This window comes from Bacteroidetes Order II. bacterium (genome assembly GCA_016788705.1).
In the GTDB taxonomy this organism is placed as follows: Bacteria; Bacteroidota; Rhodothermia; order Rhodothermales; family UBA2364; genus UBA2364.
The window spans coordinates 1-12,549 of sequence record JAEUSQ010000019.1; the positions used below are offsets into that span (position 1 = coordinate 1).

11 protein-coding genes and 1 riboswitch are annotated in these 12,549 nt (G+C 47.1%); of the genes, 9 read left to right on the forward strand and 2 right to left on the reverse strand.

The genetic code is table 11. The annotated features are described in order from the left end of the window. Positions 1-234: 234 nt before the first annotated feature. From bla to JNN12_04795, 9 genes are all read left to right on the forward strand, one after another. On the forward strand, positions 235-1,140 hold the full coding sequence (gene bla, locus JNN12_04755) for a class A beta-lactamase, subclass A2 (GenBank protein ID MBL7977630.1): 906 nt from the start codon (positions 235-237) through the stop codon (positions 1,138-1,140). A 154-nt stretch (positions 1,141-1,294) separates the two neighbouring features. Continuing rightward, complete coding sequence (locus JNN12_04760; GenBank protein ID MBL7977631.1) at positions 1,295-2,332, forward strand: hypothetical protein; 1,038 nt, start codon at positions 1,295-1,297, stop codon at positions 2,330-2,332. 188 nt (positions 2,333-2,520) lie between these two features. Further along, a complete protein-coding gene (locus JNN12_04765; GenBank protein ID MBL7977632.1) occupies positions 2,521-3,126 on the forward strand; it encodes a TetR/AcrR family transcriptional regulator in 606 nt (201 codons plus the stop codon). A 46-nt stretch (positions 3,127-3,172) separates the two neighbouring features. Further along, the gene (locus tag JNN12_04770) at positions 3,173-4,441 is read left to right on the forward strand and encodes a TolC family protein (protein MBL7977633.1); all 1,269 of its coding nucleotides are present in this window, start codon (positions 3,173-3,175) and stop codon (positions 4,439-4,441) included. Between the two features lie 21 nt (positions 4,442-4,462). Next, entirely contained in the window at positions 4,463-5,476 is a 1,014-nt protein-coding gene (locus JNN12_04775; protein ID MBL7977634.1) for an HlyD family efflux transporter periplasmic adaptor subunit, read from the forward strand. A 20-nt stretch (positions 5,477-5,496) separates the two neighbouring features. Continuing rightward, complete coding sequence (locus JNN12_04780) at positions 5,497-6,408, forward strand: ABC transporter ATP-binding protein (protein MBL7977635.1); 912 nt, start codon at positions 5,497-5,499, stop codon at positions 6,406-6,408. Continuing rightward, on the forward strand, positions 6,405-7,142 hold the full coding sequence (locus tag JNN12_04785; protein ID MBL7977636.1) for an ABC transporter ATP-binding protein: 738 nt from the start codon (positions 6,405-6,407) through the stop codon (positions 7,140-7,142). Before JNN12_04780 ends, JNN12_04785 begins: the two co-directional genes overlap by 4 nt. A 7-nt stretch (positions 7,143-7,149) precedes the next feature. Continuing rightward, positions 7,150-8,253 carry an ABC transporter permease gene (locus JNN12_04790; GenBank protein ID MBL7977637.1) on the forward strand — a complete coding sequence of 368 codons (1,104 nt, stop codon included), beginning with the start codon at positions 7,150-7,152 and terminating at the stop codon, positions 8,251-8,253. A gap of 12 nt (positions 8,254-8,265) precedes the next feature. Continuing rightward, positions 8,266-9,384 (forward strand): ABC transporter permease, encoded by a 1,119-nt coding sequence (locus tag JNN12_04795; GenBank protein ID MBL7977638.1) that lies wholly within the window; start codon positions 8,266-8,268, stop codon positions 9,382-9,384. Between the two features lie 137 nt (positions 9,385-9,521). On the opposite strand, the gene JNN12_04800 is transcribed toward JNN12_04795, so the two are convergent. Both JNN12_04800 and JNN12_04805 read right to left on the reverse strand, forming a co-directional pair. Continuing rightward, a complete protein-coding gene (locus JNN12_04800; protein ID MBL7977639.1) occupies positions 9,522-9,746 on the reverse strand; it encodes a (2Fe-2S)-binding protein in 225 nt (74 codons plus the stop codon). Further along, a complete protein-coding gene (locus tag JNN12_04805) occupies positions 9,743-11,695 on the reverse strand; it encodes a TonB-dependent receptor (GenBank protein MBL7977640.1) in 1,953 nt (650 codons plus the stop codon). Before JNN12_04805 ends, JNN12_04800 begins: the two co-directional genes overlap by 4 nt. Positions 11,696-11,815: 120 nt before the next feature. Further along, positions 11,816-12,027, reverse strand: a riboswitch (cobalamin riboswitch). Positions 12,028-12,549 lie beyond the last annotated feature (522 nt).

Consider the following 12,549-nt stretch of genomic DNA (forward strand, 5'->3'; position numbering starts at 1 on the left):
GCTCAACATATCGGAAAAGGTCTTTAATGCCGGAAAGCGAAGCGGGAACTTGATGCCAAAAACGAATTGACGTATTTTGTCGGAGAAGGATTGCTGCATCTTGGTAGTTGTTGATTCAACCTAAAACTCCTTTAGATACCACCGCAATCTTTTTTTATTTACTTATTTTTATTTAATTTAGGCCATTCCCCAAAGCTGTAGGAAGAGTGCCCGACATCTCTAAAAAAGAAGAAAATGACAAAATTATTGCAGACAATCGTATTGGTGGCCTTTTCCATCAGCGGCTTGGCCCATGCGCAATCGGTAGCGGGCCTAAAAAACAAAATCAAACAAATTGTTACGGACAAGCAAGCCACCGTTGGGGTATCCATCATGGGGCATAATGGCAAGGATGTCGTTTATCTGAATCAAGATAAGCGTTTCCCTATGCAAAGTGTATTTAAATTTCATATTGCATTGGCTGTATTATCTCAGATAGATCAGGGGAAATTCACTTTAGACCAGAAAATTGAGATACAAAAAAAAGATTTATTACCTGATTTATGGAGTCCCTTGAGGGAAGAGAATCCTGAAGGAGGAAGTTTTCCCATCTCAACCTTAATTGAATATGCGGTTTCGGTAAGCGATAATGTTGCATGTGATGCCCTGTTAAGGCTTGTTGGTGGACCACGGTTTGTGGAGCATTTTTTTGAAAAAAACAACATTAAAAACGTATCTATTAAATTTAATGAAGAGGAGGCAAATGCAAATCCTGAATTGTCTTTCCAGAATTGGACTACCCCCCGAGCTGCGAATGAGACACTCGCCCGATTTTATTATAACAAGAAAAATTTACTCTCTAAAAAGAGTCATGAATTCATTTGGCAGACCATGAAAGCGACGGAGACCGGGCTTAACCGCCTGAGAGGCCAATTACCTAAGGATGCCATTATAGCGCATAAGACAGGCTCCTCAGGGACCAATAAACAAGGCATTACCAGTGCAGTTAATGATATTGGGATTATATTCTTACCCAATGGGAAGTATTTCTTTATAAGTGTTTTTGTGACGAATTCAAAAGAAAATGCTGCGACAAATGAAAAGATAATTGCGGATATAGCAAAGGTAGCTTGGGATTATTTTATGGCGAAGACTAAGTAAAATACATACGTCTTCTATCTTTAAACAATCTCTTTCTCCTGTATATTTTATATGAGGTAGCAAATATGGACCTTAATAGTGAACGTTCTATTTGCATTGGGTATGTCAATCGCTGTAAAATATAATGCTTTATAACAAATTCTTTTCATACAGAATGTCTAAAAAACATCTTATAGGCCCCTTATTTCTTTTGTGCCTTCTTGCGTTCAAAAGTCGTACCATAGAGGCGGTCTCACTAAAAATAAACCTTTCGGAATATGGCTTTTTTGAAGGCCCAATAGCTGATTTAAAACCTGCTTCTCGAGTATTTCCTTATGAATTAAATGCGCCACTCTTTACGGATTATGCACATAAAAGCCGTTTCATCCGTTTGCCGGAAAATGCAACCATTGACTATCAGGAAAATGGGCCATTGGCTTTCCCTATTGGTACGGTGCTGATCAAAAATTTTTATTATCCCGCTGATTTCCGCAAGCCTGCTGAAAAGCGCCGAATTTTAGAGACACGCCTGCTCGTTCACGAAGAAAATGGGTGGAAAGCCCTGCCATATATTTGGAATGAGGCGCAAACCGATGCCACGTTAGAGGTGGCGGGTGGGCGTATAGACATTTCTTGGATCCAACCAGATGGAGCCGCGCAAAACCTGAACTATGTAGTCCCAAACATGAATCAATGTAAGGGCTGCCATGTCTCGCAACAGCGCATTACCCCCCTAGGCCCTTCGGCAAAACAACTCAACCGCAACGGGCACGACGGACAAAACCAACTCGCTGGGTGGGTTGCTGCTGGTTGGCTTCGGGAACTGCCGGCATCCGTCGACCTCCCAAAAATTGCCGATTATCGCAAGGACAATTTACCCCTTGCAGACCGTGCCCGTGCGTATCTGGACGGGAATTGTGCGCACTGCCATAATGCAAAAGGCCCCGCAAGCACCTCTGGACTCTTTCTGGATGCCCATGAAGCCGATCCGGCCAAATTAGGGATCTTAAAAGCGCCTATTGCTGCTGGAAAAGGCGCCGGAAATCTCCAGTTTTCCATTCTGCCGGGTAAGCCAGAAGCCTCCATTCTGGTGTACCGGATGCAAAGCCTTGATCCTGGCGTGATGATGCCGGAATTGGGGCGGAAAATGGTGGATCAGGAAGGGGTAGCGTTGATTCGTACCTGGATTCGTGGCATGAAGGCGCCCGAATAAAGACGATGTTGGCGGTTATGTTTTTTAAGCGTGTTGCATGTTGAGCATTGAATGGCACCTTATCTATAGCCCATCATACTCCTTTTGGCATTTCATGAAAATGTGAAGTTTTTGTCTATTTGATTACTGCGTTAGGATAAGGCGTAAAACAATCTTATTTTTAACCATATAGTTAAATTATTTGGTTCATGGAAAAAGACTTGAGCACCGAAGACCGCATCTTGGCCGCCGCCAGAAGTATTTTTCAGCAGAAGGGGCTTGCGGGGGCACGAATGCAAGAAATTGCCAATGAAGCAGGTATTAACAAGGCATTGCTTCACTATTACTTCCGGTCCAAGGACAAGCTATTTGAGCGTATTTTGGAAGAAGCCATTGGTAAATTTCTACCCGAATTATTTGGTGTCTGGGAAGACGAGGGGAATATCCTCGAAAAAATTGAGCGCTTTGTACACCGATATATTTCGTTTGTTGCTGAAAATCCTTTCGTTCCAAGTCTTATTCTACAAGAACTTACGATCAATCCCGAAAAAGCAGGAATGATCCGAAAAATGGGATTTAAGCCCCCTAAAGATAAAATGATGATGGAGGTGATGATAGGGGTTCAGGCGGGCCTCATTCGGCCTGTGCATCCCATGGACTTAATTCTGAACATTATTTCAATGTGTGTCTTTCCTGTTTTGGCACGGAACATGATCCAAGGCATTATGCTGATAGATGACCTCACCTATCAGGAAATGATCGAGACCCGTAAAAAGTCGGTGGCAGATTTTGTGATACAGTCTTTACGGCCTTAATTTTTTTGATTTGTTTTTAACCAAAAGATTAAACTAAATAGTTGATATGAGTATTCGCCTTATCCTTGTGCTCGTAGTAGGTTTTATAACGTCACTATCCGTACAAGCGCAGTACGATTTGACTACGTTACGTACCAAGGCTCTTGCGTATTCGCCCTTCACGGCACAAAAAGACCTATTGACGCAAGCCGAGTCCTTTGCCTTGGCTGGAATCCATACGGGCCGCCTCCCCAAGATGCAGTTATCGGGACAAGCCAGTTACCAAAGCGATGTCACCAAAGTGAGCTTGAGCATTCCGGGCATCAGCATTCCAACACCGGATAAAGACCAATATCGTGCTGTGCTGGAGGTTTCACAGGTATTATACGACGGTGGCGTGGTGAAGCGGCAGTCCGACCTACAATCGGCGCAATTTCAAACACAACGTGCCCAATTGGGGGTAGAGCAAGACCGTGTGGTGGACCGTGTAAATCAGGTGTATTTCCAAATTTTGATGTTGGATGCACAAAACAACGTATTGGCACTGGCAAAAGAAGAATTGAACCGTAAAGTTTCGCAAATGGAAGGCATGCTCCGAAACGGGGTTGGGAATCCGGTATCTCTGGATTTATTGCGGACGGAAGATATTCGACTCAACCAGCGGATCATAGAATTGGCATGGCAGCGTAAAACGGCGGTCTCGGTGTTAGGAACCCTTGTGGGTGAATCCATCCCAGAGAATGCCCGCTTCGACTTGCCCATACCTCGAAAATTGGCGATCGGTCAGGTGAATAACCGCACAGAATACCGGGTTTTCTCTGCACAAGCAACGGCCTTGCAATTTCAGCAAGCGATGCTGTCCGTCAAGATGTTGCCAAAAATACAGGTTTATGCACAAGGTGGCTATGGCCAGCCAGGGCTGAACATGTTCAAGTCGGGGTTTCAACCCTTTGGTATAGTAGGCTTGCGGTTCAACTGGACCCTCTGGGACTTTAATACCACCCGCTACGAGCGAAAAGGGGTGGCAGTACAGGCTGAAATGGTGGAAAGAAACCGGGACTTATTCCGGCAAAACTGGACGATTCAGACGCAACAATTGCAAAACGAAATTGCGCGGTATGATGCACTTTTGGTGCAAGATGAAGCCCTGATTGGTTTAAGAACCAAAATCCGCCAGACCCTTTCCGTCCAACTGACCGAAGGGGTTGCCACCACAAATGAATACTTGACCGAATTGAACAATGAAACGCAGGCCAAAGAGAACAAAGCCCTACGAGAAATTCAGCGGTTACAAGCCCTTATTAATTATGAACATGCACTTGGTACATCGTACTAATAAGATCAAACAGACAGGATCATGAAAAAATACCTTTTCTTTTTCTTTGCCGCCCTTGCGGGGTGTGGCTCCAGCGAGGAAGTGCCGGATGCCTATGGCAATTTTGAAGCCCAAGAAACGCTTGTTTCTGCCGAAGCTACCGGAAAGTTGCTTGCCTTTGAGGTGGAAGAAGGGCAAGTATTGGCGGAGCAGCAAGTGGTCGGGAGTATAGACCCGACGAACCTCGAACTCCAAAAGTCACAGTTGGAAGCGAGTTTAGAGGCGCTCAACGAAAAACAGGGCGATCCCGAACCACAAGTAGCGGTTTTGGAGCAACAAATGGTGGCCGCCAAAAATCAGGCACTGGCTACGGAAGAACAATTGGGCGTGACCCGCCAACAAATCACGAACTTGGAACGGGAGAAAAACCGCGTACAAAATCTGATTCGGGAAAATGCGGCGACCCAAAAGCAATTGGACGATATTACCGGACAAATTGCCGTGCTCCAGCGCCAAGTGGAGGTACAAAAACAACAAGTGACCACGCAAAACCAGCAAGTGGCGGTACTAAGCCGCCAAGTAGAGGCCACCCGTGCGAACATCGGAATCCAGAACCGGGGCATTCTATCCGAAGCAGCCCCTTTGGGTCGCCGCATCGCTCAATTGGATGACCAAATCACCCGTACCACCATCCAAAATCCAGTACAAGGCACCATTCTCAGTAAATATGCCGCTAAGGGCGAGATCGTGAATTTTGGCAAACCCTTGTATAAGATTGCAGACCTCTCTACACTCACGTTGCGGGCCTACATTACAGGCCGCCAACTCCCGACCATTAAACTTGGGCAACGGGTTAAGGTAATGACCGATGGCCCAGATGGAAAACTCCGGTCGCACAACGGATCGGTTTCGTGGATTTCGGGAAAGGCCGAGTTTACGCCCAAAACCGTTCAAACGCGGGAAGAACGGGCCACACTGGTCTATGCCATCAAGGTGCGCGTTCCGAATGAAAAAGGCGAACTAAAGATTGGTATGCCCGGTGAAGTAAAATTCTGAACTTAAACCGGATTCCGTCCATGATTCGTGTAAACCAAGTTTCCAAGCGATACGGAGCCGTTGAAGCCCTCCGACAAGTGACCTTCGAGGTTAAACCGGGCGAGATTTTTGGCCTGATTGGGCCGGATGGTGCGGGCAAAACCACGCTTTTTCGGATCCTCACCACCTTGTTGCTGCCAGACGAAGGCACTGCGCGGGTAAATGGACGCGATGTGGTGGCGAATTACAAAGCCCTGCGTGCCGAAATCGGGTATATGCCGGGACGTTTTTCGCTCTATCAAGACCTAACCATTGCAGAAAACCTCGATTTTTTCGCTACCATTTTTGGTACCACCATCGAAGCGAATTACGAAAATATCCGACCGATTTACGAACAATTGGCTCCGTTCAAAGACCGTCGTGCAGGAAAACTATCTGGTGGGATGAAACAAAAATTGGCCTTGTGTTGCGCCCTCATTCACAGCCCGGACGTCCTCTTTTTGGATGAACCTACCACTGGCGTGGATCCCGTCTCGCGAAAAGAATTTTGGGACATTTTGGCCATGCTCAAACAAAAGGGGATGACAATTTTGGTCTCAACACCTTATATGGATGAGGCCACCCGTTGCGACCGCGTAGGACTGATCCAGGATGGGGAACTGCTACAAATTGACACGCCTACAGGGATTGTTTCGCGGTTCGACCAGCCCTTGTGGGCGGTCACGTCGGATGAGATGTATCGCCTCATGCAAAACTTACGGGAGCATCCGGCCATTAAAACAGCTTATGCCTTTGGCGACACAGTACACCTTACGGTTCAATCCGGCTTCTCTCCAGAAGGTTTATTTGCGGATTTAAGCGTTGAAAACCATCAAAACATCGAGATATTCCCGATCACCCCAACCATCGAAGACTGCTTCATTGGTCTGATGGAAACACAAAAAACTCCATGAAAGCAATCGAAGTACATGCACTCACCAAACGTTTTGGCGATTTTACCGCCGTAAATGCCATCAACTTTGAGGTGGCACAGGGGGAAATTTTTGGGTTTCTTGGGGCAAACGGAGCGGGTAAAACGACTGCAATGAAGATGCTCATTGGCCTCTCGCGGCCCACCTCCGGCGAGGCCATGGTTGCAGGTTTTGATGTCTATCGCCAAACCGAACAAATTAAACGCAACATCGGCTACATGAGCCAAAAGTTTTCACTCTACGAAGACCTGACCGTTTGGGAAAATATCCGTTTTTTTGCGGGGATTTATGGGCTTTCCGCAGTAGAAACCCGTAATAAAGCCAATGCCTTGTTCGAGCGACTAAGCTTGCATCACGAGGCGAATGCTTTGGTGGGATCCTTGCCCTTGGGCTGGAAGCAAAAACTCTCGTTCTCGTTGGCCATTTTACATGATCCGAAAATTGTCTTTCTGGATGAACCCACGGGCGGCGTAGATCCCATTACCAGGCGGCAATTTTGGGACATGATCTACGAGGCATCCGATCGGGGAATCACCGCTTTTGTCACCACCCACTATATGGACGAGGCCGAGTATTGCAACCGTGTTTCCATTATGGTGGATGGCCGGATAGATGCATTGGATACACCCAGAGCATTAAAAAGCCACTTTCGAGTAGAAACGATGGACGATGTATTCCTCCGGCTTGCCCGTAACAGCCAATTTAAAGAAGCCTAAAAACTCCATGAAACCCTTTCTTGCCTTTGTCAAAAAAGAACTCTTCCACATCCTTCGCGATCGTCGAACGCTGTTGATTTTATTTGGCTTACCCGTTATTCAGATTATCTTGTTTGGTTTTGCCATTACCAATGAAATCCGAGATGCCCAAATAGTGGTGCTAGATCGGGCAAATGATCAGACCTCGCAGGAAGTGATTCAACGCCTTACATCCTCTGGCTATTTTAAAATAAACCAGCACGTACAGACCCAAACCGAGATGGAGGCTGCCTTCCGACGGGGCGACATTAAAATGGGGATTGTATTCCCCCCGCTTTTGAACGATGCACGAATGCATGGTGGAAAAGCCCAGATCCAAATCATCGCCGATGCTTCAGACCCCAACACAGCGAATACCCTCACCGCCTACGCCAGCGCCATCATCCGGTCTTACCAACTCGAAAAAAACACAGCCCCACTCCCGATGACCATTCAAGTAGAAAACCGCATGACCTACAATCCGGAGATGCGCGGGGTGTACATGTTTGTGCCGGGGGTGATTACGCTGATCTTGATGTTGGTCTCGGCCATGCTCACCTCTATCACCATTGCGCGTGAAAAAGAAACCGGAACCATGGAAATTTTATTGGTTTCGCCACTAAATCCACCACTCATTATTGTGGGGAAGGTGATTCCATATATGGCGTTGTCTTTTATCAATACGCTCACCATTTTATGGCTGGCCAAGTTTGTATTTGGAATGCCCTTTAATGGGAGTTTATCGCTTCTTTTGGTCATTTGTCTGCTCTATATTTTCACCGCTTTGGCATTAGGCATTCTCATTTCCACCAAAGTCAAAACCATGCAGGCCGCCATGATGATCTCGGCGACAGGCTTGATGATGCCCACGGTCTTACTTTCTGGCTTCATTTTTCCAATCGAAAGTATGCCCTTGCCGCTTCAAATGGTTGCTAATCTGCTTCCTGCCAAGTGGTTTAATATTGTTATTAAAGATATAATGATTAAAGGAGTTGGACTTGCATTTATTTGGAAGTATGTAATCATCCTTGCCGGAATGACCATTGTTTTATTGACCATCAGTATCCGGAATTTTAAATCCCGCCTCGCCTAATCGCCCAAAGTCATGCGTACCATCCAATTATTGTTGCAAAAAGAATTCCTGCAAATCATCCGAAATAAGGCGATGTTGCCGATCATTTTTGTGATGCCGATTATGCAGACAATGATTCTGGCGTTTGCGGCCAATTATGAAATCAACAACCTGCGGCTACACATTGTGGACCGCGACCGATCTGCTTTTTCTCGTCAACTCACCCAGCAATTGGATGCTTCCGAGCGCTTTGTGGTGGTGTATTACGACAATGCCGCGCACTTGGCTGCCCAACACATGCAGGCCGATGAAACCGATATGACGATTGAAATTCCAGTAGGCTTCGAGAAAGACTTGGTTTCTTTGCAAAATACGCAAGTTTATTTGGGGGCAAATGCGATTAATAGTGTAAAGGCAGGAGTGGGGATGAACTATGCCGCGAGTATTATCGCCGATTATAACACGAATATCCGGCTCCGGTCCATGCCTATTGTCCCGGCTGTTCAAACAGGTTTCTTAGAAATTGCTCCCACCGAATGGTTCAACCCGAGCCGGAGCTACAAAAACTTCTTTGTTCCCGGCATTTTGGCGGTGCTGATTACGGTGATTGGCTCTATGCTAGCCAGCCTGAACATTGTCCGCGAGCGCGAACTTGGCACGATCGAACAACTAAACGTAACACCCATTCATAGATACCAGTTTATCATAGGAAAACTCATTCCTTTTTGGATCATCGGCCTCTTTGACTTGGCCTTGGGCTTGGGATTTGCAAAATTGGTTTTTGGCCTACCTACAGCGGGAAATATGCTGGCCTTATTTAGTTTTGCCGGGCTTTTCTTGTTGGCCATACTGGGATTTGGGCTTTTCCTGTCCACGTTTTCCGAAACCCAACAACAAGCCATGTTCATCTCTTGGTTTTTTATGTTGGTTTTTTTGTTGATGGGTGGTGTTTTTACGCCCATCGAGAGTATGCCTCAGTGGGCACAAGTTCTTACCTGGCTTAATCCCGTTTCGTATATGGTTCAGGTCTTACGCTTGGTCTTGCTGAAAGGAAGTGGATTTACGGATTTATGGCCATTTTTCTTTAAAATGACCGGATTTGTGATCGCCCTGAATGCTTTTGCCATGTTGAACTACCGAAAAACCACTTGATGACCACGGGTTGTAGCCAACCCAAAGTGGAAGCGCTACGATGCACTGTTATGCGGCTTCCACTCCCTAATAGAGCCTTCTTTTGCATTTGGGTAAAACAAGTCTCTACGCCATAAAACCATTTTGTTTGTACCCGTCTATTCGGTCTGGCCATATGCATTGTCTATCAGCAATTCGGTAAAGACGGTTTGGCCGGTACGCAACATCTGGGCGACATAGGGCTTGCAAAGCCCACAATTCTCGCCAAACAAGGCCACTTCTTGAAGGGCCTCGACCGTCTGAAGGTGGTGCGCTTCGGCAATGGCTTTCAAGCGATCGAAGGGCTGCCGATAACAAACGCAGCGGGTGATGCATGTTTTCATCGCATTTTCCGCTCTGGATTATCGCTTGGGGGGTGGTGAAGGTGTAGCTGTACCGAAAACCGCAAAAAGCGCGGTGGCATGGGGTAAGAGTCTATGATGTCATATGTGGTGTTGGTTGCATTTTCTAAGGTGGCTTGTAGCGAGAGTCGGCTATTTTTCTGCGTAGTGGTACGTCGGAGGTGTAGGTTTGTAATGCCAAAAGCGGGAAGTGACCGCGACCCATCGGCGGCGGTAAAACGCTCGCTGTTATACCGGTGCCCAACAGAGAATTGCCAGCCACCGCGTTGGAGACCCAGTTGGAAATGCGCCTGATGCAGGGGCACATACCGAAGTTGCTGATTATAAGAAGTGGCCACTGGATCAGACTGATCGGTACTTTGGGTATAGGTATAATACCCTTCCAACTGGGCTGTGAAGATGGGCGTTATCGTAAACAGCGTTTGCCCGCTTGCTTCGATGCCTTTTGCGTGTACCCGATCGATATTTTGCGGCTGCCAATTGCCCGATTCATTGGGTGCCCACGCAATCTGATCCCGAATTTGGTGTAGAAAACCCGTCAGTTCTACTGTTGTTTGCCGTTTCTCCCACACCAGTCCGGCATCTGTTTGCCAGCCTCGTTCGGGGTTTAGGTTTGGATTGCCACCAAAAGTCCAGAATCGGTCGTTGAATGTAGGCATTCGGAAAACACTTCCCCAAGAGGCTTTCGCCCGCAGCCACGCACCGTTCAGCTGTATGATAGGACGATTTAGGCCGAGCGAATGGGTGAGGGCCGTTGCAGTTTCATTGTTCATGGTAGCACGGTCTAAGCGCAAGGCCGGAAAAAACGAGGTCTGCCGGGCTTTCATCAACCCGCTCAGGAATACCGCAAGGGCTTTTTCGTGGCTATTGGGCACCAAATTAGGATGATTGGCTGTACCGTGCTTGCCCTCGATGCCTACAAAGATCAGAATACGCGGAGAGAGCGCTTGTTCGCCTAAAAGACGACCTTCCAGCGCACGCGTGATGCCCAAATCGTCTATCTGATAGGTTGGATTTTTATAGCGGATTTGTGTTTCATGTGCCATAAGCCCCATTTGTATTTTAGATTGTCCTACCTTCACGCGATTGGTAAGCCAGATTCGTTGCAACACGTCTTCTTGCGACTCGTTCCTTGCTACCTGTCCCACGGGCGAGGGCAATCCCCGGTCGCTCAATGTATGCCAAGCGTTGAGTTGTAGCTCATGCTTCCCAAATGTTCCGCCTATTGAGGCCATTAGCCCTGCATCATCTCGTGCCGATCCGACACGCTTTTCCTTGCTGTTGGTACTGCTGCTGGTATAGGGAAAATCACCGTTGGTATGAAAGCGCTGGAAGGCAAGACGAGCATGGTATTTGCCACCATTAAGGGTCACTTGGATTCGTCCAGCCCGCTCACCAAATGCGGCGAAACCACTGGAGAAATCGGCTGTCCATCCATCCGAACCTTTTGCTGCCGAGTTCAGATAGACCGTTCCCCCCATAGCCGAAGAGCCATACAGCGCACTGGCTGCACCGTGTAGGACCTCCACAGAACCCAGCGTCGAAACGGGAATCAGGGATAAGTCCGTCTGGCCTAATTGGGCATGGTTCAGCGAGAATCCATCCAATAAAACCAGCGTTTGGGCAGTCGTAGTGCCGCGCATAGATATCCCCGCGCTGCCTGTTGCACCATATGTCCGCACATCAAAGCCGCCGTCGCGTGCTAAAACCTCTGATAAAGATGCAAAGGGCTGTTTGGATAGAGCGGCGGCCTCTATGCGGGTGATGCGTAGCGGAACGGTAGCAGCGGGGAGGGCAACCCGTGCGGCAGTGATGGTAACCTGTAAGGTATCAGTATCTTGCGAAAAAATTGGCTTAAGTCCTGCAAAAACAAAGACAAAAAGAGTAGCAATTTGTCGGAAATACGACGGTCTAACGCATAAGTAAAACATAAAAAAACCTGACCTTAATTATAAAAGGACAGGGTACACGACAGCGCAATTCCGGAAGCGTCCGAAACTGCCTAATACGTGCCTCCCTACCCTTAATCCCGAAGGTAGTCCGATTTTCGGACGAGGTGAAGCATCACAGGCAGGTCTCCTGGCTTGTTATATGAACCCTTTGAACCCCACGACGACCTTCCCATGTTTCCACAGTGACCGTCGGAGCCGCGTTCAAAGGGCGCCCGAAAGCATATAACCTACAGTTGCGGGTACAGCTCCAGCATTAGACTGGATTCCCTTTTCATCCGGCAAATACCGGAACCTATTATGCACATACAAAGAATTGTTAAAGATACACAGATCCGCCAAGTGGTGGCTGAAGACAGGAAAAATTCATAATCCAGTAAGCCTGAACGATCACAAAGCAGCACTCCCAAGGCTAAGATACTGCGTCCGTCGGAAAATCAGCAAATGATCGATTTTTTCGCCTTCTTTCGGCATTGATGCTTTGATTGTATGCCCCTTTTCGGCTGATATATACGCTTGAACCAATCTACAACAACTTTATTTTAATTACTCTTCGCGTATATTTTTATGATTTATTTTCTCTTTTATTCTTTATTTACAGAGTGTTGTCATACAATTATAACTAACAAAAAGGGCTTGTTTATAGCAGCTTTTAACAGCCTATACTCCAAACCACAGCCCCACAAAATAGCACATCAGCCCCACTTTTCACCAAGCCAATCTTGCCTACGGTTTTTCCTTTGGCTGCTCGTCGAGTTTTCGCATCAACTCCTCTATCAACTTATTTTTCTCAATAAGGGCTTGGTCTTTCTCGATAAGGGCTTGATCTTTCTCGA

What these genes read in the sequence shown, in the direction of transcription:
- JNN12_04760 (MBL7977631.1), top strand. Translation starts at nt 1,295, where the DNA reads ATGTCTAAAAAACATCTTATAGGCCCCTTATTTCTTTTGTGCCTTCTT.
- JNN12_04790 (MBL7977637.1), top strand. Translation starts at nt 7,150, where the DNA reads ATGAAACCCTTTCTTGCCTTTGTCAAAAAAGAACTCTTCCACATCCTT.
- JNN12_04785 (MBL7977636.1), top strand. Translation starts at nt 6,405, where the DNA reads ATGAAAGCAATCGAAGTACATGCACTCACCAAACGTTTTGGCGATTTT.
- JNN12_04765 (MBL7977632.1), top strand. Translation starts at nt 2,521, where the DNA reads ATGGAAAAAGACTTGAGCACCGAAGACCGCATCTTGGCCGCCGCCAGA.
- JNN12_04770 (MBL7977633.1), top strand. Translation starts at nt 3,173, where the DNA reads ATGAGTATTCGCCTTATCCTTGTGCTCGTAGTAGGTTTTATAACGTCA.
- JNN12_04795 (MBL7977638.1), top strand. Translation starts at nt 8,266, where the DNA reads ATGCGTACCATCCAATTATTGTTGCAAAAAGAATTCCTGCAAATCATC.
- JNN12_04800 (MBL7977639.1), bottom strand. Translation starts at nt 9,746, where the DNA reads ATGAAAACATGCATCACCCGCTGCGTTTGTTATCGGCAGCCCTTCGAT.
- JNN12_04775 (MBL7977634.1), top strand. Translation starts at nt 4,463, where the DNA reads ATGAAAAAATACCTTTTCTTTTTCTTTGCCGCCCTTGCGGGGTGTGGC.
- JNN12_04805 (MBL7977640.1), bottom strand. Translation starts at nt 11,695, where the DNA reads ATGTTTTACTTATGCGTTAGACCGTCGTATTTCCGACAAATTGCTACT.
- bla (MBL7977630.1), top strand. Translation starts at nt 235, where the DNA reads ATGACAAAATTATTGCAGACAATCGTATTGGTGGCCTTTTCCATCAGC.
- JNN12_04780 (MBL7977635.1), top strand. Translation starts at nt 5,497, where the DNA reads ATGATTCGTGTAAACCAAGTTTCCAAGCGATACGGAGCCGTTGAAGCC.